The 22,256-nt window shown below is 67.6% G+C and carries 15 protein-coding genes; 6 read left to right on the forward strand and 9 right to left on the reverse strand.

The window, feature by feature from the left end:
- The first annotated feature begins 8 nt into the window (after positions 1-8).
- Positions 9-1,253 carry a DUF445 domain-containing protein gene (locus tag DES44_RS08410; RefSeq protein ID WP_058934557.1) on the forward strand — a complete coding sequence of 415 codons (1,245 nt, stop codon included), beginning with the start codon at positions 9-11 and terminating at the stop codon, positions 1,251-1,253.
- A 39-nt stretch (positions 1,254-1,292) separates the two neighbouring features.
- Here the strand turns inward: DES44_RS08410 and DES44_RS08415 are convergent, their stop codons facing one another.
- On the reverse strand, positions 1,293-1,886 hold the full coding sequence (locus DES44_RS08415) for a chalcone isomerase family protein (protein ID WP_058934558.1): 594 nt from the start codon (positions 1,884-1,886) through the stop codon (positions 1,293-1,295).
- Positions 1,887-2,252: 366 nt separating this feature from the next.
- On the opposite strand from DES44_RS08415, the gene DES44_RS08420 reads away from it, so the two are divergent.
- Positions 2,253-3,263, forward strand: a complete 1,011-nt coding sequence (locus DES44_RS08420; protein ID WP_083525476.1) for a SphA family protein — start codon at positions 2,253-2,255, stop codon at positions 3,261-3,263.
- Here the strand turns inward: DES44_RS08420 and DES44_RS08425 are convergent.
- Complete coding sequence (locus tag DES44_RS08425) at positions 3,244-3,969, reverse strand: PA4824 family protein (RefSeq protein WP_147307024.1); 726 nt, start codon at positions 3,967-3,969, stop codon at positions 3,244-3,246. The two genes, DES44_RS08420 and DES44_RS08425, sit on opposite strands and share 20 nt — an antisense overlap.
- Before the next feature lie 101 nt (positions 3,970-4,070).
- Here DES44_RS08425 and DES44_RS08430 point away from each other — a divergent pair, with 101 nt between their 5' ends.
- Genes DES44_RS08430 through DES44_RS08440 form a run of 3 tightly spaced genes read left to right on the forward strand, consistent with a single transcriptional unit; the run spans position 4,071 to position 6,526 of the window.
- A complete protein-coding gene (locus DES44_RS08430) occupies positions 4,071-4,604 on the forward strand; it encodes a pyridoxamine 5'-phosphate oxidase family protein (RefSeq protein ID WP_058934561.1) in 534 nt (177 codons plus the stop codon).
- 24 nt (positions 4,605-4,628) lie between these two features.
- Positions 4,629-5,744 carry a diacylglycerol/lipid kinase family protein gene (locus tag DES44_RS08435; RefSeq protein WP_083525477.1) on the forward strand — a complete coding sequence of 372 codons (1,116 nt, stop codon included), beginning with the start codon at positions 4,629-4,631 and terminating at the stop codon, positions 5,742-5,744.
- Positions 5,741-6,526, forward strand: coding sequence for a metallophosphoesterase family protein (locus DES44_RS08440; protein WP_058934562.1), 786 nt, complete (start codon positions 5,741-5,743; stop codon positions 6,524-6,526). The genes DES44_RS08435 and DES44_RS08440 overlap by 4 nt, the downstream gene beginning before the upstream one ends.
- Positions 6,527-6,551: 25 nt before the next feature.
- Here the strand turns inward: DES44_RS08440 and DES44_RS08445 are convergent, their stop codons facing one another.
- From DES44_RS08445 to DES44_RS08470, 5 genes are all read right to left on the reverse strand, one after another.
- Positions 6,552-8,576, reverse strand: coding sequence for a hypothetical protein (locus tag DES44_RS08445; RefSeq protein WP_058934563.1), 2,025 nt, complete (start codon positions 8,574-8,576; stop codon positions 6,552-6,554).
- Positions 8,577-8,966: 390 nt separating this feature from the next.
- Positions 8,967-10,805, reverse strand: coding sequence for a hypothetical protein (locus DES44_RS08450; protein WP_147307025.1), 1,839 nt, complete (start codon positions 10,803-10,805; stop codon positions 8,967-8,969).
- Positions 10,806-11,392: 587 nt separating this feature from the next.
- Positions 11,393-13,243 (reverse strand): GGDEF domain-containing protein, encoded by a 1,851-nt coding sequence (locus DES44_RS08460; RefSeq protein ID WP_058934566.1) that lies wholly within the window; start codon positions 13,241-13,243, stop codon positions 11,393-11,395.
- A 15-nt stretch (positions 13,244-13,258) separates the two neighbouring features.
- Positions 13,259-15,439: a putative bifunctional diguanylate cyclase/phosphodiesterase gene (locus tag DES44_RS08465; protein ID WP_232309966.1), complete on the reverse strand. Its 2,181-nt coding sequence runs from the start codon at positions 15,437-15,439 to the stop codon at positions 13,259-13,261.
- A 25-nt stretch (positions 15,440-15,464) separates the two neighbouring features.
- Positions 15,465-15,833, reverse strand: a complete 369-nt coding sequence (locus DES44_RS08470; protein ID WP_198164924.1) for an Hpt domain-containing protein — start codon at positions 15,831-15,833, stop codon at positions 15,465-15,467.
- 260 nt (positions 15,834-16,093) lie between these two features.
- Here DES44_RS08470 and DES44_RS08475 point away from each other — a divergent pair, with 260 nt between their 5' ends.
- Complete coding sequence (locus DES44_RS08475; protein WP_147307026.1) at positions 16,094-17,728, forward strand: ATP-binding protein; 1,635 nt, start codon at positions 16,094-16,096, stop codon at positions 17,726-17,728.
- An 85-nt stretch (positions 17,729-17,813) separates the two neighbouring features.
- Here DES44_RS08475 and DES44_RS08480 read toward each other — a convergent pair whose 3' ends face one another.
- Positions 17,814-18,530, reverse strand: coding sequence for an ANTAR domain-containing response regulator (locus tag DES44_RS08480; RefSeq protein ID WP_232309967.1), 717 nt, complete (start codon positions 18,528-18,530; stop codon positions 17,814-17,816).
- 269 nt (positions 18,531-18,799) lie between these two features.
- Positions 18,800-22,246: a PAS domain S-box protein gene (locus DES44_RS08485; RefSeq protein ID WP_058934570.1), complete on the reverse strand. Its 3,447-nt coding sequence runs from the start codon at positions 22,244-22,246 to the stop codon at positions 18,800-18,802.
- Between the last annotated feature and the right edge of the window lie 10 nt (positions 22,247-22,256).

The raw sequence follows: 22,256 nt of genomic DNA on the forward strand, positions 1-22,256 counted from the left end.
TGCAACGGATGAAGGGCGCGGCGCTGGGCGGCCTGGTGCTGGCGCTGGCGGGGCTGGGCCTGAGCATCGGCATGGGCGGGCAGGGCGGCTGGGCGTGGTTCCAGGCCTTTTGCGAGGCCGCCACGGTCGGCGCCCTGGCCGACTGGTTTGCGGTGACCGCGCTGTTTCGCCATCCGCTGGGTCTGCCCATTCCCCACACCGCGCTGATTCCGCAAGGCAAGCATCGCATCGCCGACAGCCTGGCGGCTTTCGTGCGCGACAACTTCCTGCATCCCGAGGTGCTCATGGCCAAGCTGGAGCGCTTCGATCCGGCGCGGCAGCTCAGCCAATGGCTTGCATCGCCAGCGCATCAGGCTCAGGTGGCCAGCTCGGCGCGCAGCATGGCGCTGGAGGCGCTGTCCCTGCTGAACGAGGACACGGTGCGCCGCGCGCTCGGTGAGTTTCTGCTCAAGCGCGCACTCTCATGGAATGCCACCACCACGGCGGCCGGTGTGCTGGATGTGCTGACCGATGCCGGTCGGCATCAGCAGGTGCTGGACGGCGCGCTGGAGAAGCTGCGCGACTACCTGGCCACGCCGGAGGTACGTTCGCTGGTCGCGGCGCGGCTGGTCAAGTTCTCGCGGGCGCAGTGGCCCAAGGTGACGTCGGTGGTGGATGCCCTCTCCAGCGTCGACAAGATGGCCGACAGCCTGTCGGACAAGCTGGCGCTGCAACTGGTGGAGGAAGTGCAGGAGGCCCTCTCCCAACCCGATCACAAGGTGCGGCGCGAATTCGATGTCTGGATCCACGACTTCATCCAGCGCCTGCGCGAGGACGAGGCCTTTGCGCTGGAGATCAATGCGCTGAAGGACCGGATCGTCCAGAGTGCCGATGTCCGCGCGTATCTGGACGGTTTGTGGGTGGAACTGCGGGCCGCCATCGAGGCCGACATCCGTCGCGACGACTCCGCGCTGCTGCGTCACCTGGTGCAATCCCTGCAGGCGCTGTCTCAGCGCATGGCCCATGACGAGGGGCTGTCCCAGGCCATCAACGATCACCTGCTGTCGATGGCCGAGCATCTGGTGTCGCGACTGCGCGGCGGCGTGACGGAGCACATTGCCTCGACCGTCAAGTCCTGGGACGACCGCAGCCTGGCGCGTCAGATCGAGTTGAGCGTGGGCCGCGACCTGCAGTTCATCCGCCTCAACGGCACGCTGGTGGGCGGGGCCATCGGCCTGCTGCTGCATGCCGTCAAGACCTGGCTGCAGGGCTGAGCGAGGCGGCCCTGGCCGCCCTCGCACGAAGGGCCCGGCTTACTTCGCGGGAGCCACGCCCAGCAGACCGTCGCGGGTGCTGCCGCGCACCTTCGGGCCGATCCACACCTTCATCATCATCGGGAAGAAGCTCTCGCCTTCGATGGGATCACCCATCTTCTGGCCGTTCACCGCGAAGCTGGTGGTGCGCTTGGCCGGGTCGTAGTCGATGGTCACCAGCTCGCCCTTGAGCAGCTTGGAACGGCTGCCGAACACAATGCCCAGCTGCGAAGTCTGGATGATGTTCTTGGCGAATTCTTCCTGCGCGTTCTGACGGATGCGGTCCAGCATCGCGTTGGACAGGTCGCGTGCGGACACGTCGCGCAGCATGTAGAACTGGATGCGCTTCACGCCCTTCTCGGCCACGGCACCTTCCATCGTGGTCTGCTTCTTGGGCAGATAAAAACCGACAGCAGTGGAGCGAGTCGAAAGAATGCTGGACGTGGCAGCGCCGTTGAGCACGAGGTTCTGTCCGTAGACCGCTTCCGTGTCCTGGAACTTGTAGCCCTCCACATCGACTTCGGCCCAGGCCGTGGTGGTGGCTGCGGCCAGGCCCATCGCCAGGCTCAGAATGCGGATGGAAAGACGGTTCATGGAGCTGCTCCTCGTGGTTCGATCATGTCGTGTTCTTGTGATGCGACGCAGGCTGTGACTTCACCCTAACCTGCGTGCACCGCTGTTTGCGCCGATGGCATCGAAGCCGTCGGCGATTCAGCGCCGCGAATTACAGCGGAAGCACCGCCTCCCGGACAGCCCCGCAGTGTGGGGGTCCGCCTCTAATTGACACGCCTTGTGACGTTTGGCACGCCGCCTTTGGCCGCGTGTCGGCATGATTCGCATCGTCGCAAAAGCCGTGCACATCGGCCTTTCCGCGCATCAGGGGTTGTGGCCACAAGGACCGCGGGCGGTCCGGCGCAACACCCACCAACAGACTGAGACAACAACTTCATCGAGGGTTCTATGACGATGCTTCATTGCCGCGCCTTGGCGGCTGCTGCGCTGTGCCTGACGGCCGGCGCCACCTGGGCCACTGAGAACAGCCAGGTCCGTGGCCTGCTGGGGGCACCGTCCTACGAACTGGCCACGCCCCAGTTTCCCGGCGTGTACGGCCAGATCTGGGCGCAGCACTATGAAGCGACCAAGCTGCGCGATGCCAATGGCAACACGCCCACCACCAGCACCACCATTCCCGGTGTCGGCACGCTGCCGCTGACGGTGCAGGGCAGTGTGCGCGCCGATGTGCTGGTGCCGCGCGTGACCTTCGTTACCGACCAGATCGTGTGGGACGGCCGCCTGGGCTTTTCCGCGGCGCTGCCGATGGTGCACCAGACCACCCATGTGAACCTGAGCACCACGCTGCCGGCCGCCACGCCGCAGCAGGTGGTGGCTGCGGTGAACGGCGCCCTGGCCACGGCCAGCGCGCAGCGCTCGGGCAGCCATTCGGGTCTGGCGGACCCTGAACTGGCCGCCTACATCGACTGGGCCCAGGATGAGTCGCGCATCGTGGCCGGTGTGGCGATGAATCCGCCGCTGGGGGACTACGACAAGAACCGCGTGGTCAATACCGGCGCCGGCAAGTACTGGACCTTCAAGCCGCTGCTGGTGGCCACGCGCGCCTGGGAGAACGGTTTCTCCGTCGGCCTGCGCGCCACCTACTCGTTCAACACTCGCAATGACGACACCGGCGTGAAGTCGGGCCAGTACCTGCATGCGGACTGGAGCGGCATGTACCGCGTGACCGACCAGTGGCAACTGGGTCTGCAGGGCTATGTGGTCAAGCAGTTCACCGCCGACACCGGTGCTGGCACGCTGCCCAACAAGGTGCAGGCCCTGTCGGCCGGCCCGGTCATCGCCTATGTGGCCGAGAGCGGCAACTGGGGCGTGGACCTGAAGACCATGCAGGAATTCGCGGTCCGCAACCGTCCCCAGGGCACGGTCACCTGGCTGCGCCTCAACGTCCGTCTCGACTGAAGGTCCAGTTGACGCCGAACGCCCACCACGGGCGTGTCTGCGGGCCCAGATGAGCCGCTCGGCTCAGGTCCAGCGACAGGCGTTCATCCACCAGATAGCGAACCCCGCCCCGCCAGTGGCGGGCCCCATGGTCGTCAAAGCGTTCCGCCACGAACGACCAGTGGGGCGACGGGGTCCATTCCGCCGCCAAGCCACGTCGTGACGACGAGCCCACGCCCGGCTGCTGGTCCAGCCCCAGGTTGCCATGCACCGCCAGCGCGGGCGTGGCTTGCCATGTCACCGGTACCAAGAGCTGGCTGCTGGTGTAGCGGCCCTCACGACCGGTCCAGTTCGCGCCCACCGACGCGCCCACGCTCCAGCTTGGGTTGAGCGGCATGGCCCATTTGGCCTGGGGACCAACGAGGGTCAAAGCAGCTTCTCCGGGCGCACGCACGCGGTCCAGATTCAATCCCCATTCCAGCGCACCCAGCCGGCAGCCGGGGCCTGCATGCGTGAGCGTGCCGCTGTCGTGGACGTTGCGTTCCTGCCAGAGCTCGAGCTGGCATTGGCCGGGGTCCATGATGCTGGCGTCGTCCACCGCATGGTGGCCCCCGGCCGCTTGGGCCGAGGCTGCGATCAGGCCGGCGAGGCCCGCCAGGCCTGCCTTGATCATCAGCGCCCATGGGGCCGCCAGCGGGGCTTCTTGAAGGATGCGAGGACACAGCATCGGAACGTCTGGCCTGGGGACAGGCCGCACTGCAAAAGTGCGCGGATGGTAAAGGCACGCCCCTTGCCACGGAAGCGGTCAAGTCTTCAGGAGTTCACACCATGTCTGTTTCCAGCACGACCACCCCCGTCAACGACGCTGAACGTCGGCACAAGTTGTGGGATCTCATCAAGGACACGCGCTTTGCGATGTTCACCACCCGCCATGCCAACGGCCATCTGCATTCGCGTCCCATGACGCTGCAGAACCGGTCGGTGGACGAGGACGACACCCTGTGGTTCTTCATGTCCCGGTCCGGCGATCCGGTGGCGGACATTCAGGGCGACTCGATCGTGAACGTCAGCTTCGCCAATACGGACAGCGACTCTTACGTCAGCGTCTCCGGCCGCGCGGCGCTGGTGGAAGACCGCGCTCGCCGCGAGCAGCTGTGGAACAAGGCCGCCCAGGCCTGGTTCCCGCAAGGCGTGGACGATCCGGACGTGGCGCTGGTGCAGGTCAAAATCACTCACGCCAGTTACTGGGACGTCAAGGCCAGCAAGCTGATGCAGCTGTACGCGATGGCCAAGAGCGTCGTCACCGGCGAGCCGCCGAAAAAACTGGGCGAGACCGGCGATGTGCGCATGAACGCCGGCTGAAGCAACAGGAACAAGGGTTTATTCATGGCGGGTCCTCCTCTTTTTGTCGTGTTCAATCTGGCCTCCGGTCGTGGCGACCGTGAGGAGGTCCGCCGTGAGATCGAATCCGCCTGTGCCGCGCAGGGCCGACAGGCCGAACTGCTGACGGTCGATGCCCCCGATCGGCTGATGGAGACGGCGCACGAGGCCGTGCGCCGGGCCCAGAAGGCCGGCGGCATCGTCGTGGCCGCGGGCGGGGACGGCACCCTCAGCGCCGTCGCCCAGGCCACGCTGGGCAGCGGTTGCGCCTACGGTGTGCTGCCGCGCGGCACCTTCAACTATTTCAGCCGCACCCACGGCATTTCGGCGGATATCCGCGAGGCCATGAAGACCTTGCTGGAGGAGACGCCGCAACCGGTGCAGGTGGGGCTGGTCAACGGACGGGCCTTTCTCGTCAATGCCAGCGTCGGGCTGTATCCGCAACTGCTGGAAGACCGGGAAAGCTGGAAGCAGCAATTTGGCCGCAGCCGCCTGGTGGCGCTGGGTGCGGGCATTGCGACGCTGCTCAAGGGGCACCGGTCGCTGCGTCTGCACTTCGATGCGCCGGACGCGCCGCAAGCGCCGCGGGACCTCCGCACGCCCACCTTGTTTGTGGGCAACAACGCGCTGCAGATGGAGCAGGTGGGGCTGCCGGAATCGCGCGCCATTGACCGCGGCGAACTGGCGGGCGTGGCCTTGCGGCCAGTGGGCCGCTGGGCCTTGCTGGGGCTGCTGCTGCAAGGCGCGCTGGGCCGGCTGGGCGAGGCGGATGAGCTGGTGGATTTCTCCTTCAAGCACATGACGGTGCGGGCGCGACGATTCGGCACGCGCCGGGTGAAGGTGGCCACCGATGGCGAGATTGTCTGGATGCAGCTGCCGCTGACCTTCGAGGTGGCGCCCGAGCCGCTGATGCTGGTGCGTCCGCGCGGATTGGCGCCGGAGCGGGCCGCGCAGCAACAGGGGGCACAGGAGGCGTCGCAGCAAGGCCTCGATGCGCCCCGCGGCTTACCGCCCCAGAATCCTCAGGGTTCGACCTTGACTTCGCCCTCAGCGCATTCAGCGCCTTCATCGGCGTCTTCGCTTGCATCGCCTCAGCCAGCCACGGAAGGACCGCCTCCGTGACCTTGCTGCTGCAGGTCAGTGACCCGCATTTTGGGACCGAACGGCCTGCCGTGGTGGCCGCGCTGGAAGCGCTCTGGCGCGAGCGTGCGCCCGACCTGCTGCTGCTGACCGGGGACATCACCCAGCGCGCCCGCGTGCCGGAATTTCGTGCAGCGCGGGCATTCATCGACCGCCTCGCGCCGCGTGCGTTGCTGGCCATTCCCGGCAACCACGACATTCCCCTGTTTGACGTTTGGAGTCGTCTGCTGCATCCCTACCGGCGATTCCAGCGTCATTTCCAACCCGCGCTGGATGGGGAGTTCCTCACGGCAGACGTGCAGGTGGTCGCGGTGAACACGACGCGCTGGTATCGGCACACGGATGGAGAACTGTCCGTCCAGCAGATCGAGCGTGTGGTGCAGCGCCTGCGGGCCGCTGAACATGCGCGCTGCCGCGTGGTGGCCGTGCATCAGCCAGTGGCGGTCACGCGCGAGAGTGACATCAGCAACCTGCTGCACGGCCATGAAGCCGCGGTCCACGCATTCGCGGAGGCGGGCGCCGACCTGATCGTGGGCGGGCACATCCATCTGCCTTTTGTCGTGCCGCTGCGCGAGCGCTGGCCGACCCTGGCGCGTCCGATGTGGGCGGTGCAGGCCGGCACCGCATTGAGCACCCGGGTGCGAGGGGGCGTGCCCAATTCGGTCAACCTCATCGAGCTGGGCGCGCAGTGGTCGGTCGAGCGTTGGGACTTCGACGATGCGTCCGGACGCTTCGTGCAGGCGGGCACCACGATGCTGCGATGACGGCTGCGCGGATTGCCGGACCGGCTCAGTCGAGCACGGCGTGCCATTCGATGATCTGCTTGCGGTAGTCCTCGCGGTGACGGTCCACGTAGTCCGCAAAATGGCGACGCAGCGAGAGCGCCGCCGGGCCCAGCGTCTCGCGGTCTTCCTCGGCACAGCCGCAGGCTTTGAGCAAGGTCAGGCGCTCTTTGGGCTGCATGGCGGCCAGCACGGCGGTGTAGAAGCAGTCGCCATCAAGCGGAACGTCCAGCATTCGGCCATCGGCCAGGGGGCGATAGTGTTGATTGGCCATGCCGAGCGCCAATCGGATGGGCTCCATGCCCGTACCCTTGGGCCCGGCGGTGGAACGCAGATCACCGTTGACGGCGTCGTGGATGAACAGCGCGCGGCCCTTGGGCCATCCCGGACAGTCAGCCAGCAGGCGAGGGGCCAGTTCCGCGCTGAATTGGGACCAGACACCGGGCGTTCGAATGTCGTCCAGGAGAGGGCGCATGGCGGCGTCGTAGTCCCTGGAGAACGCGGTGTCGATGTCGGTGAGCAGAAGCCCCGGGTCTTCCATCACGGTGTCCGTGCTCAGCGAATCCAGCCACAGGGGTTGAAGGAGCGAAGATCTGAGCTGGTTGAAGCGAAGCTGGGAAGGGACAGGGGAAGGGTAAGCGGAAGGGGAAGGTTGTACCGGTTTGGGCGCCTCCGTGCGCGCTGTCTTTTCCAGCAACTGCAGGCACCCCATCGGATCTCCCTTGTCCAGGGTCACGACCGGAATCTTCCGGGGCTCGCGCGGTTTCAGAGGATAGAGGTTGAACTTGGCAGACTTCAGAGTTGCCTCCACATCCTTCAAAATCGCATCCAGCACGTCTTGCTCCTGCGCCGTCATCACCTGTCGCACGTCCTGCACGCCCACGAGGAATTTCAGGTGCATGCCTTTCGATCTGGAACTTTGCGTGATCTCGATGCAGTGCTGAGTCGCGACACCCTTCAGCAGTTCAGACCGGATGTTGGCCGAGGTGTCGGGGTGGCGCTTGTTCCAGTCCCGCAGTTGGCGGGCCGTGCTCAGTGCCGCGACTTCATAGGCCCCGCGCAAGCGATAACCGGCGTCTGGCTCGGTCAGCAGGGCCCGCACGCCATCTTCCTTCCCCAGGTCTTCAAATCTGAACCATACCGTGTGAGCACAGGTCTTGGCGGCTGCGTTCGTACGCACGAGCCCGGCGCCCTGTGTGGCGCTGTTGCCCAGTAGCGGCCTCAATTGCCATTCCTTGGCCACCTTCGTGTTGAAACGCCGCAGCGCGTCAGACAAACCCTGCCCCTTGGCGGCGGCATCCTGCAGCTCCGCCTCCAGCGTGGACATCGCATGCCGGGCAGCCTCGGCGTGCCGCTTGTCTTTCACATCGGCGGGCGCGGCGTCCAGCAGCAGTCCCCCGTTCACGCTGGTGAGGGTGATCAGCGGCGGTGGCAGCACGGGGCTCCAGCTGAAGTCCTTCGACAGCGTCCGCGGCGTGCTGCTGGCCACCAGCGTCCCCGCGGGCGGATGGGACGGCGTCAGGCCGATGTTCAGCCTGAAGGCGGGGGCCAGCGTGAGCGCGGACTCCACGGGCACGCACTTGGACAGCGTGGACGTCTGGGTTGAACTCGGTCCTTCGCCCAGCACCCGATCCCAGACGGACAGGAAGGCATTGAGGGCCAACTGCGCGCCAACAGGCATCTGTTGGATGACTTCGGGCTGCCGAAGCAACCGGTCCATCTGCGGGGCCAGGACCTGCGCGGCCTCCCAGAGCAGGCGGATGGGAGGCACCTCGAAGGTCGGGGTCCGGGCAATCTCCTCCGCCAGCGTCATCATCCGATGGGGCACCTGCAGCCGCTCCGTTGGCGAGCCGCTCTCGTAGGCCCAGGCGGAACTGATGCCGTACAGGAAGGGGATGAGGCTCCGGGTGGCTGCATCCGGCGATGTCGAGGTTTGCAGGTAGGCCTTGCACACGTCCTTGATGTCCTGCGGCGTGAGGACGGGAGGGGGAGGGGGCGGACGGTGGGGCGGGGTGCTCTTGGCGACCACCATGCCCGCACGCGCGTCCTGCGCGACGGGGCGGTCCAGTGGCGGGCGGCGAGGGAGCGGGGGCGGCGGCGGGTCCGAGGCCGGGCGGTGAGGTCGAGGGTGGCTCAGCAGTTCCACAGCGGGACGCGCGGGCAAAGGGCGGGACCGTGAGGGCGGCAGGGAGGAAAAGGCGGACGGTTCGCTCGCGGATTCACTCGTCGATTCGCTCGCCGCCGGAAGAGATGCCGGTGACTGGGCGGCTGAAGACATATCCGACGTGGACACGTCCTGGTTGAGGTCTTTCAACGCAGACGTCGCAGGGAAGGAGCTGATCATGCAAGGCACTCCGGCCGATGGAAACGACCTTGAGTGCCGGGTCGCCGCTGGGCGTTCGCAGGTCTGTGATCAAGACCGTCACGGGGCTGCGGACAGATCGATGATGAGGCGTCGATAGTCCGCACGATGCATGAAGAGCGAGTTCGCAACGTGTTGTCGAAGGGCGGTTATGGCAAGGGACACGTAGGCCATCTGCTGTTGATCCATTCCGCAGGCCATCAGCAGGGTCTGGCGCTCTGCGTCGGACAAGCTGCACAGGACGGCGGCGTAGAAACTGTCACCGTCCGGACTCACCTCGACCCGTTGGCCGTCCCTCCAGCCGATATACCGTCCGGTCTGCGGCGACTGCAGAATTCGCACCGGTTCGATCGTGGCGCTCCCACCTGCGTGCCCATCGGTCCACTGCGGGCCCGCCAGGGTGTCCGCCTGCACCACCTCCAAGGGCCGCCCGATGGGCCAGCCCGTGCAGCCCTGCAGCAGCAGCGGCGGCAGTTTCGCGGTCAGCAAATGCCAGTGCCCGGATTGGCGAATGTCAGCGGCCAAGGTGCCGACCAGAACATCGAACATCGCATCGTCCTGCCCGCCCACCCGGTGGGGGCTGGTGGGTTCCGATTTGGTCTCTGATGAGGCAGTCGCCGCTGGTGCCCGTTTCTGTTTTGACGATGCGGCCTCGGCGAGCGGGGTGACCACCAGCATGCAGTTCATCGGATGCCCCGTGTGCTGCAGGACATAGGTGACCGGAAGTGCGGGCCGGGCGGTGGTGGCGGCTTCTGACGCAGCGCCGCTCGGCGCTTGCGGCCGGATCTGTTTCTGTAGCGCCTCGACCATGCGACGTTCCGGAAAAGTCAGCAGGTCCATGATGTCGTCGATCGAGAGACCGAACCGTATCCGCTTTTCGTGCTCGGGCAGGTCCGCCTGCTTGGCCTCGACCCGGAGCTGGACGGCGCAGCCGATGACGACCTCCTGACGGCAGATCTCGGCGGGGATGGGCATTCTGGCAGGATGGAGGTTGAGCGCATTGACATCCTGCCGCGCATGGTTGCGGCACTGCTTGAGGAAGAACTGGGTCGAGGGATCTGTGATCCGTTCATCCACGCGGCCCGGACTGGCCAGAAGGCGGTAGTCAAACCACAACATCCGTTCACGGCTGGCGCGGCTGCCCCGCTGCAGCGTCGCCGCCGTCATGCCGCCGGGTAGGTCGGCGCGCAGCGTCAGCTGCAGCGCTTTCGGGACCTTGCAGTTGTACCTGTGGACAGCCGTGGACAGATCCTCCTGCAGAGCCGCCGCCTCCTGGAACACGGTTCTAAAGTGTTCACGGGCTTCGTCATGACGCGGGGGGGCGCCGCGTCGGAAACCGACCTCGTCCGGCTCTCCTGAACAGGTGGCCAGGCGCAGCCCCCCTGGAACGCTGACGAGTGACAACAGCGCTGGGGGGCCGGGCAACTCCTTGACGGCTCTGACCTCGCCGTTCGTCGCCGTCGTGGCGGCCAGGTTCCGATATCCCTCGGGATGCTGCGCGCCCAGGGTGATCGGCAGCGTGTGGGCGGACGCTTCAATCAAATCCCTGTCCAGCGGGACGACCTTGTGCACCATCAATGGCGTGCCCGGAAGATGGTGCATGCTCATCAAGCGTATCCATTGGTCCCGGAATTGGTTCAAAGCAGTTTGGGTACCAAGCGGACGGGCTTCGCCGGAAGGGGGTCGGGTCAGCAATTGAATGAACGGGTGCCGCGTCTGCTCGGCCAGCATCCAGAACTCGTCGTCCGCCCGCAGGAAAACGCGCGGTGATTGGGCGATGGCTTCCATCAGCGACGCCGCGGTCCGGTCGTGGGCGGCGGAGAGGGTTGCGCCCCACGGAATGTCCTTGATCCGCTGAAGCAAAGGCACAAGATCGAGCGAGCCCTCCGACCACGCCACGGGCGCGCTGCTGTCGTCATGCGGCCGCATCCGGGTTGGCGGAGCGCTGGAAGACGGCGACGTCGCAGCGGGCGGGGAGGTGGACGGCGGCGCGGAAATGGGAGACAGAAGGGGGGGGACATCGAACGACCCCTGGGGTGCCACGAGGGTGGACGGACGGAGCGGCGAGAGTGAGGGCGCGATGGGGGACGCGATGGAAGACGCGATGGGGGGCGCGATGGGAGAAGCGATGGGAGAAGCGATGGGAGACGTGGCCGGCGAAGTAAGGAGAGACAGGTGTGGCAACTGAAGGGGAGAGCGACGGGGCTCCGACCCCCCATAGGCGCCCTCATAGGCGCTCCCATACGCGGTCTGATTGGGTTCTTGATACGCGCCCCCATGCGCTCCCTCGTGAGGGTTCTCGACAGGCTGAGCCGCAGTGGGTGCCATCGGCGCCATCCACTCGGACCACCAGTTCTCCATCCCTGGCGTCTGGTCGACTGCAACGGGGCTGATCATGTGCGCACTCCGGTTGTTTGGAAACCGGTCAGTGGCGCATCCGCTCAATTTGTTCGCGGCATGACGTTCGCTGCATCAGCGCCGCGGTCTCACGCCACACAAGCCCGGTTCTTCCCCGTGCGCTTGGCCTCATACAAGGCCTCGTCGGCGCGGTCCAGCGCATGCTCCAGGGTCTCGCCCTGGCGGTAGAGCGTCACGCCCGCCGAGAAGGTCACGAACACGTCGCGCCCTTCATGCATGAAGAGGCTGGCCGACAGCGAGCGCTGCAACCGCAGCAGCACCGCCTGCGCCTCTTCCAGCGGGGCTTCCGGCAGGATCAGCACGAATTCCTCGCCGCCCCAGCGCCCCACCTTGTCCCCGGGACGCAGCATGCTGGACACCCGCGCCGCCAGCGACTTCAGGGCCTCGTCACCGGCCGCATGGCCCAGGCTGTCGTTGAGCTTCTTGAAGTTGTCGATGTCCAGCAGCGCCAGGGCCAGCGGACGCGGCTCGCGCTCGAGCTTGGCCCGCTCGGTCTCGAAGGTGGCGATCAGGCCGCGCCGGTTGGCCACCTGCGTGAGCTGGTCGGTCTGCACCTCGTTGGACAGCTTGCGCAGCTCATCCTCCAGGGCCTCCACCCGCTCCGCGAGCTGGCTGGCGCGGTCGTGTTCATCCCGCAGGCGGCCCTGGGTCTGCTGCACCAGCGACTGCACGCTGCGGCTTTCCTCGACCATCTCGCGCACCACGCCGGCCAGGCTCTCCAGCGTGTCGGCCTGCTCGATGACTTCGGCATAGCGGCCGACGCTGTCGCTGAAGCGGTCGGTGTGCTGGCCCAGTTCGCCGAGCTCCTGCAGCATGCGGTTGATCAGGCCCTTGAGGGCATCCCGTGCGCGGCTGCGTTCTTCCCGCAGGCTCGCCTGGCGGCTGCGGGTGTTGACCAGCAACTCGTTGACCGAGCGGACACTGCGGGCCGTCAGCCCTTGCGCCAGGGTCTGGCCCATGGCTTCGCACTGGCCGCGGGCCCAGGAATCGTCCTCGGCCAGATCGGCCAGGCTTTCGGTGAGCGCGCCGCAGAGCTTGCCCAGCTCCACGAAGGCATGATCGCGGTGGTCCAGCCAGCGGCGCACCCGCAGGCACAAGGCTTCCATGGCTTCGGCGCGTTCAGGTGTGGCGCCGCCCTGCCGGATCTCGGCCAGCGCGGCATCGAGTTCCGCCACCAGGTCGACCGCGCGTGGATCCTCGCCGCGCAGTGCATGCTGCACCGTGCCGGTCAGGCTGGTGCCGATGTCGGGCCAGCGGGCCTCGCCGGGGCCCTGGGCGCCCAGCAGGCTGGACAGCTCGCCGTAGCGGGCCGCGTCGGAGTCCGCCGCCGCCACTTCGTCTTCGGTGAAGAACTGGCTGGGCGTGCCGCCGTTGCGATCGTCGTCGTCCTCCAGGCCGTCATCCAGCGGCGCCGGCTGGGTCTCCACCCGCGCGTCGCTGGTGTCGCTGTCCCAGCTGCCCACCAGCTGGCGCAGGCGCTGCATCAGCCGCTGCGGGTCGGTGCGGTTGCTGGCCAGCACGCGCAGCACGCCGTCCTTCTTTCGAGCCAGGGTCCATTGCCGTCCACCGCGCTCCAGCCCCTTCATCAGACGCTCGATCAACTGCGCCATCTGCTCGGCCTGCGCGCCGGCACCATGGGTCTGCTGCAGGGCCTCCAGGGCCCGTTGCAGTTCATCCCAGCGGCCTTCCTTGAGCTGCGTGGCCAGGCCGGTGCGCACCTGCAGGTCGGGCACCGCCAGGCTCAGCAGACGGCTGATGGGGGCCTGGGCCCGGTCGGGCAGGGCGCCGTTGTCTCGGGCAGGTTCACCCGCCTCCTGGGCATAGGCCCGTGCGTAGTTCTCCGGCGTGGGTTCCAGCTTGTCCAGCGCCAGTCGGCGCAGGGCCGCCTTGGCAATCAGTGCGGGGGGCTGCTGCGGCATCGGTAAAACTTGAAATCAGCGTTGGGACAGTTCTTCACCCGCATCGGCCGAGGGAAGGATCCAGGGAGCCTTGCGGGGCAGCACAGTCTGCGCCAGCCAACGCTCCAGCTCGTCCGGGGGCAGCGGCTTGCTGAACAGGAAGCCCTGCATCAGGCTGCAATCCAGCCGCCGCAGCACTTCCATCTGGCGCAGAGTCTCCACGCCTTCGGCAATCACCTGCAAGCCCAGCGAACGGGCCAATGCAATGATCGCAGTAACCACGGCAGAACTCTGCGGCGTAATGCCCAGATCCCTCACAAAACTACGGTCAATCTTCACTTCCGAGATCGGCAGCGTGGTGAGGTAGGCCAGCGAGGAATAACCGGTGCCGAAGTCGTCAATGGAGATCTCCACGCCGACTTCATTGAGACGATGCAGTGACGGAATGACGCTCTGCAGGTCCTTCATCAAGCCGGTTTCGGTGATCTCCAGCTGAATGGCCCGGTGGGGCACGCCCCAGGCGCTGACGAACTGGTGGATGTGCTCCACCAGGTCGGAACGCTCGAACAGCCGGTTGGGCAGGTTCACCGCGATCGATTCGGAGAAGCCGAAATTGAGCTGCCATACCTTGGCCTGCCGCGCGGCCTCGCGCAGCGCCCATTCGGACAGGGGCACGATCAGGCCGGTCTCCTCCGCCAGCGGAATGAATTCACCGGGCGGGACCAGGGTGTTGCCGCGGCGCCAGCGCATCAGCGCTTCGGCGCCCACCATGCGGGCCGTGCGCACGTCGATCTTGGGCTGGTAGTGCAGCACCAGCTCGTCGCGCTCGATGGCCTTGTGCAGTGCCGATTCCAGTTCCAGCTTTTCGCGGCCCCGGCCGGCCAGCATCGGGGAATACAGCGCCGACGCATTGCGGCCCTGGTTCTTCACCGCATACATGGCCACGTCGGCATTGCGCAGCAGGTCGGCCATGGTCAGCCCGTCCCGCGGATACAGCGCAATGCCCACGCTGGCCGTCACGAAGCATTCCTGTCCGGCAATGAAGATGGGCTCGCGCAGGGCTTCCAGCACCCGCTCGGCCACGCGCTCGGCATCGCCTTCATCGCTGACTTCGGGCAGCAGGGCCACGAATTCGTCACCGCCCAGCCGGCCCACCGCTTCCAGCGTGCGGTGCGAGCGCGTGCCGACCGATTCCAGCATGCCTTCCATCACCTGATCGGAATGGCGGACGCAGGAGCGCAGCCGGCGGCCCACTTCCATCAGCAGCTCGTCGCCGGCCGCATGGCCCAGGGTGTCGTTGATGACCTTGAACCGGTCCAGGTCGATCAGCAGCAGGCCGACGTCGTGGCCCATGCGCCGTCCCGCCTCGATGGCCCTCTCGGCCCGCCACATCAGCTGACGGCGATTGGGCAGGCCGGTGAGGGCATCGAAATTGGCCAGTTGCCGTATGCGGTCCTCGGCCATGCGCCGGTCGGTCACATCCTGGATGACGCCGGTATAGCCGCAGGCATTGCCGTGTTCATTGAACTCCGGCTCGGCTTCGATGTGGATGACGCGTTGCCGGCCGTCCAGCAGGGTGAAGGGCAGGTCGGTGACCAGCACCGAGTTGTGGGCCACCACGTCCCGCAGCAGCCGCATGAACAGCAGCCGCTCCTCGCGCGGCACCATGCGCATGACGCCGATGAAGTCGAGCGGATCGGTCGGGCTGCGTCCAAAGACCCGCAGCGCCTCGTTGGCCAGCTTGAATCCCTGGCCAGTCTGCCATTCGAAGCTGCCCATGCGGGCCAGGTCCTGCGCACGCGCCAGCTTGGCCTTGCTGCGTTCCAGCTCGATGCGGGTGCGGGAGCTGCGCAGCAGATAACGCAGCCGGCCCGCCAGCAGGCGCCATTGCGTGGACTTGACGAAGAAGTCGGTGGCACCGGCCTGGTAGGCGCGATTGATGGACGCTTCGTCATCCAGCCCGGTGAGCATCAGGATGGGTGAGTTCTCGAAGCCGGGCATTGCACGCAAACGCTCGCAGGTCTGGAAACCATCCAGACCGGGCATCAGCGCGTCCAGCACGATCAGCTCGGGGGTCCATTGCGTCACCAGCTCCAGCGCTTGCTCGCCGCTGTGGATGCTGGTCACCTCGAAGCCGTGCTCGCGCAGCGCGGCTTCGATCAACATCAGGTTGACCGGGTCATCGTCCACCAGCAGGACGCGGGGACGTTCATTCAACAGGCTGTCCTTCACGTCGCCCCTTTCATTGCGTGGGCGACAGCAAGGGCTGCATGGCCTGGCGTGCAGCGTCGATTTCCATGAGCACGGCACTGGTGAGGGCCGGCAGCAGCGGCCCGTCGCCGGCCCGTGCGGCCGCCTCGATGTCCGCGCAGCGCTGCGACAGCGACAGCGCGCCCAGGCTGGCCGACGCCGACTTCAGCGTATGGGCCACATGCCGCACCGCCGCCAGGTCGGGATCCGGCGCCAGCCCCTGGCGCAGCACCTCCTCCTGCTGCTCCAGGGCCTTGAGAAAGGCGCCGACCACTCGCTCCAGCAGATGGTTGGTGCCACCCGGGTCCAGCTCGCGCAGACGGGCCAGGGCCTGCTCGTCCAGCACGGTGGGGGGGGGCATCGGGCGCGAAGGCATCGTCAGGATGGGGTCTGGTGACATCTTTTAATGATGGATCTGCAGTGATGATTTCACGCAAGGTCACGCTGCATTGTCTGTCAGCCTAAGGCCTCAGTCGTGCGAAAAAGCGGCAAATCTGGGGCCGCCACCAACCGAAATCGGGGTAAGCCCTTGGTTTTTGCCGTGTGACCGGCCTCCATCCGTTTGATGAGACGCCACGGCGACCTGACGATCCCCTGGCATGCCTGCCTACAATGGCTAGCATGACTAGGTTGGGGCAAGCCGTCGTTCGCCGTCGGCCGTGGAAGGGAGCAGCGCTGGCCTTGGGGCTGGCGGCTCTTGCCCTCGTCCTGTTGGTGGCGCTGAATCTGGAACAGGCGGGGCCCGGGCTGGTGCTGACCGCCCTGGTGGCCGGTGCCGTGCTGATGCTGTTCGTGGCGGCCGTGTCCTGGCACATGGCGGTCCGTCTGGCGCGGGCGCAATTCGGTGAATTGCTGCGGGAATCGCGTCAGCAATCGCAAGTGCTGACGCAATTGCTGCCGGACTGGCATTGGCAGACCGATGCGTCCCATCATCTGGTGCGCTGGCAGGCGCCGCAGGGCGCCCCGGCCTCCAACTGGGTGGGCGGCCCCTTGCATGGCGCCGTGACGCAGACCCTGTGGGAGCGCTTCGAGCCGGCGGACGAGGGCCTGGACCTGGCCGCTGGAATGACCGCCGGGCAATCATTCAATGGATGGCGGGTGCGGGATGCCCAGGGCCGCTGCTGGGAACTGCGCGGGCAGCCGGTGCTGGACGCGACCGGGCATTTCAATGGCTTTCTGGGCACGGCCCGACCGGAGCCGGAGAAAGAGGCCCAGGCGTCACTCCCCGTGCCAGTGGTCGCTACCGACTGGCTCCAGGCCCTGCCGGGCCCCGCCTGGCTGCTGAGCGATGTCGCGACCGGGACGGCGACCCGGCTGATGGATTTCAATGACGCAGCCTCCCAGATGATGGGCGGCACGGTCGAGGTCAAGGGGCAGCTGTGGCGCGCCTGCGAGGAGCGGTTGCCGGAGGAATTGCGGCAGGCCCTGGCCGATCCGGACCTGCAGTCCGGCAGTGCCTGCGGCGCCTGGTGGCTCTGCCTGACCCCGGTCCCGCAGGGGCAGGGCCAGTTGCTGAGCCTGTGGCCGCAAGGGGCTGCGGACACCGTCCCGGCGGCGCTGGCCATGCGCGCGGCGGAGCAGGCCCGGGCCGATCAGGCGTCCTTCAGCTACACCGTCTCCCATGACCTGCGGGCACCGCTGCGGGTGGTGGAGGGCTTCACCCGCATCCTGAAGGAAGACTATGGTCGGCTGCTGGACCGCGCCGGCAACGATCATCTGGACCGTGTGCTGAGCGCAGCGGGCCGCATGCACGCGATGATCGACGCGCTGCTGGCCTTGTCCCAGCTGTCCGCGCAGACCCTGCGCCAGGAGACGGTGGACCTGTCGCTGCTGGCGTCGATGGTGCTGGAGGAATTGCGTCGATCCGCGCCGGAGCGGCGGGTGGAGACCTTCGTGCAGCCGGGGCTGCGGGTGACGGGTGACCCGACCCTGCTGCGCATGGTGCTGGAGAACCTGCTGGGCAATGCCTGGAAATACAGCAGCCGTCAGGAGGAGGCGGCGATCCGCTTCGAGAGCATGTGGCGGGACGGCGAGCCGGTCTTTGTGGTGTCCGACAACGGCGCCGGCTTCGACATGCGTTTTGCCGACCGCCTGTTCGGCGTGTTCCAGCGGCTGCACAGTGCCAGCGAATTCCAGGGGACCGGGGTCGGTTTGGCCTCCGCCCGGCGCATCGTGCGCCGGCATGGCGGAGACATCTGGGCCGAGTCCGAAGTGGGCAAGGGCGCGCGCTTTTACTTCAGCCTGCCGCCGGCGTGATCCGTGCGGCTGCGGCGGGCCTGGCGCCGCGCCGGCCCGGCGCTGGAGGCAATGCCTGGGCGTGCGCCGCCCGCGTGTGCCGTCTTCAGGCGCCCAGCGCGAGCTGCTCGACTGCTTCGATGAGGCGCTGGGCCTGGTCCACCGGGCTGATCTTCTGTTCCGCCGCCATGCGCTGAAGGCGTGCCAGCGCCTGGGCGCGGGTCAACGAGTAGCGGTGCATCAGGATGCCCAGGGCCATCGCCTCCACCCGGTCCAGCGCTTCCTGGCTTTCGACCGGGGCCGCCGGGGCCGGCTCCGCGCTGCCGCGGGCGGGTCGGTTGGCGAAGGCGGCTTCCACCGCCGGCACGATCTGGTGGATGTCCAGCGGCTTGACGAGATACGCCAGCGCGCCCAGTTCCTTCACCTTGGCCACCGTGGCCTCGTCCGCAAAGGCGGAGAGGAACATGAAAGGGATTTGCAGATAGTCCCGCAGGTAGCCGGCGACATCAAAGCCGCTCATGCCTTCCATGCGGATGTCCAGCAAGGCCAGGTCAGGGCGCTGCTGGCGGGCGATGAGGATGGCGTCGTCGCCATTGTCGGCATCCAGCACGTCGTAGCCGGCCTGCGACAGGCCATGGGTGAGCGTGGCCAGCACCAGCCGGTCGTCGTCCACGACCAGGATGCGGCCTTTGTTGCCGTAGTTGTCGCCAGACAGGCCATCGCCTGCGCCGTGGGGACCGCGGGCGCCATAAGCCGCCCCCCGTCCAGCCGGATCCGGTCGATTCCCGAATGGGCGGTCGCCCAAGCCACTCACGCTGTTCACGCTGCTGTCCAAGCTTTCTTTGGCTGATCGAACATTGTCACCGAAATGCCGGAGACCGCCCCGCTCGTTTGCGAGCCGTCACAATCTCGCGCGGGCCCTTCACAAAGCGGCTACATCACGCGGTGGCGCTCTGCGGGAGCGGGGCCAGAGCGGGCGCGGCACGGGGCCAGAACAGGCCTTGAGCGGTGCGTTGCACCTACACCTGCGCCTGCGCCTGCGGGCGGGGTGATGCGTCGCACCCGCGCCCGGCACACCACCCATTCACGGGGTCAGGCGGTCTGGGGCAGCCAACTCACCCCAGGCGGCCACAGGCTCAATTCACACAGCACCTGCTCTCCTTCCTGCTGGAGCGTGAGCAGCGCGCTGCGCCGCGGCAGCAAGGCGCGTACCAGCCCCAGCCCGGATACCCCGCCACGGATCTGCTTGAGGTCGAAGCCTGCAGGCAATTGGCCTTCGTTGATGATGCGCAGCAGCACCTGCTCCGGATCAAACACCAGCTCGCACAACACCGGTGCGCTGCCGCCATGCTTGAGGGCATTGGTGAACAGTTCGTTGAGGGTGAGGGCGATCGGGATGGCCTCCACCTCCGGCAGGCCCCAGCGCTCGGACTCCTGCGCCACCGCGCCGCTGACCTCCACCCGGATCTCCCGACCGAACATCCGCTGCACCGAGCCCAGCACCGCCTCGATCACGCGGCGCAGTCGCAGCGGGCCGGACGCCCCGACCTGCAACCCGTACACCTGCGCAATCGCCTGCACCTGGCCCACCGCCTCGTTGATGACACCCGCCACCTCCGGCCGACGGGCAGCGATCTGCTGGAGCAGCCCGGCCACCCCCTGCAGGTTGTTCTTGATCCGGTGATGGACCTCCCGCACCAGCAGTTCCCGCTGCGCAATGGCCGCTTCCAGCCGCGCCGCTTCCTGGGCCCGCTGCTGGGTGACATCGGTGGCCACCAGCAGCAACTGCTCGGGTTCGACCTCGCCGCTGGCGTCATTCAGGCCGGACAGATGCAGCAGCCGCGTGTCCCACACCCGGGTATGGCCGCCGACCTGCAGCCGGTATTCCCGCTGCAGCACCTCGGAGCTTTCCAGGGCGAATTCCATGTCGGCCCGCACCGCTTCGGCCTGTTCGGTGCCGAACAGCGCCTCCAGGCTTGCGCCCACCAGTTCCTCTTCCTGCCGCCCGGCCAGGGCCGTGGCCGCTTGGTTGATCTGCCGGACCTGCAGCGTGCGCGCGTCATGCAGGCTGATGGCGATGGGTGCTGCTTCGATGATGCGCTGCAGGGAGGCCTGGGCCTGCTCGCTCTGCGCCTCCGCCTGGCGTCGGCGTTCGATGTCCAGCAGGGCATAGGTCAGCTGCCGCTCGCCATCCGGCCCGCTGCCGGTGACCACCGCATTGCCCACCACCCAGAATTCGCGGCCGTCGCGGGCCACCAGACGGCATTCGAAGGTTTCGGCCTGGCCCTCCGGCAGCTCGTCCAGATAGTGAGTCTGGCGGAAGGGATGGTCCGGGGCCTCGGTCGCCACGATGCTGATCGGCCGACCGGCGAAGGCCGCCAGGTCGCCGCCGAACATGCGCCGCGCCGATCGGTTCATCCATTCGATGCCATGGCGCCCGACCGTGACGATGCCCACCAGCACCGAGTCCAGCACCGCACGCTCCCGCTCGGTCTGCAGCAGCAGCGACTGCTGCGCCCGGTGGCGCTCGTCCACGCTCAGGTAGGTGGCGATGACACCCGCCTGCGGCTGCCCCGGCCGCACCGGCCGCTTGCTGACCTGCATCCACAGGATCGAGCCGTCCCGGCGACGCACGCGCCGCTCTCCCCGCCACAGACCGGCCTCGGCCAGGATGCGGGACTGGGAGCGGCGGTCGCGCTCGAATTCGGCGGGCGATTCAAACAGCTCCGCATGGGGCAGGCCGACCAGTTCGTCCTGCCGGTAGCCCAGCATCTGGCCCAGGGCCTCGTTGGCCCGCACCACGCGCTCGTCACGCAGGATGGCGATGCCGACGTCGGACAGGTCGAACATCAGCTCCCGGTCCTGCGCCAGGGCTTCCAGCTGGGCCTGCTGGGCCTTGAGCCGGGAGATGTCGCTGACCACGGCCACCAGCGCGTGCTCCTGCGGCGCCTCGGGCGGCACCACCCGCCGCAGCGAGAGGGCATGCCAGCGCGGCTCGGCGCTTCCGACGATGTCGTCGTCTCTGGCGTCTCCGGCGCCTCTGGCCGTGCCCGGCCACTCGAATTCAAACTCCAGTCCGGCTTCGTCCAGCGTCGGCAGCGCGGCCATCACCTGGGCATGCAGCGTCGGCAGCGCCTGGAAGAGGGATTCGAACGGCGTGCCCGGCTCGGGCTCGCCGCCCAGCCCCAACATCCGGCCCAGCGCGCCGTTGCTGCGCAGCAGACGATGCCGGCGGACATACGCCATGCCCAGGCCGGCGCCGTCCAGCATGGCGCCGAGCTCGCGCAGCAGCAGCTCGTAGCGGGCCTGGGCCTGCTGGTTGTCGGTGATGTCCAGCGTCAGCACCGAGGTCAGGCGTTGGCCGGACGACAGGGCGCCCGGTTCCACCCGGGTCAGCAGCCAGCGCAGGCCCAGCTCGGGATGGCGCACGGCGTAGCGCAGGGCCAGCGGCTGGCTTTGCTTGATGGCCTGCTGGAGCTTTTCGTAGTCCGCGCGGGAGTCGGCATCGACCATCTCGCGGTTGACGCCTTGCAGCGCGCTGGCCTTGGCGGAGGTTGCATCGGCGCGGCTGGCGGTTGAAGCTGTCGGGGCGGTCTGAGCGGTGGAGGCCGAACGGGCGGCGGAGCCGGCTGCGGGGCCGGTCCCAACGCCATTGCCGACGCCCATCCTGCCCGCCTCTGCGCTGACGGACGCCGCGGGCACCGCCGCCAGATCCTCCGGCGCCTCACCCGGCCTCAGCCAGCCCACATCGGGCTGGAAGGTGGCCAGCCCGACGCCGGCGGTGTCCATCAAGGCCTGCAATTGCAACTGGGCCAGCTCCAGCGCCTGGTCCCGGCTGCGGTCTTCCAGCATCAGCAGCAGGCGGGGCCGGTCCCAGGGGCCGCTCAGCCGGCGCGCACGCAGGCGCATCCAGCGGGGACGGCCTTGCGGCTCGGCCACCAGGGCTTCGCGGTGCACTTCGGTGCCAGCTTCCGGCACCGGCCCGCTGAGCAGGGCGCACCAGTCGGGCGGCAGGTCCTGAAGGCTGGCGGGCGGCTGCGGGCACAGGCGCCGCGCCAGCCGGGCAAAGGCGGCATTGCTTCGCAGCAGCAGGCCCTGGTCGTCCTGCATCAAGGCGGGCAGCGGGCACAGGTCCAGCCACTGCTCGATTTCGGTCTGCATGCGTTCGGCCCGCTCCCGCGCGGCCTGCTCGGTGCTGTGGTCCTGCAGCAGCGCCAGCGTCAGGTCACTGCCGTCCAGCGGATGCAGCGAGGCCTGCAGCAGGTGTTCACGCCGCTGGTCGTCCAGCAGGCGCAGTTCCTGGCTGCGGTTGGGGCTGTGCGTGCCGTGGGTGCCGTGCGTGCCGCTGAAACGGCGGCTGTGGAGCGTGACCGGCCCCAGCAGTTCCATCAGCCGGTCGTTGACCAGCAGGACCTGGCCCTGCCCGTCGATGAGCAGCGCCGGCCAGGGCCCTTCCCAGAGCCCCGTCAGCAGGGAAGACCCGGCGACCGACCGCTTGCCCAGCAGCGAGCGGAAAGGGTCGGCGCGGGTCGGGTCCATGGGCGCGGTG

This window comes from Roseateles depolymerans (assembly GCF_003387155.1).
Lineage (GTDB): Bacteria > Pseudomonadota > Gammaproteobacteria > Burkholderiales > Burkholderiaceae_C > Roseateles > Roseateles depolymerans.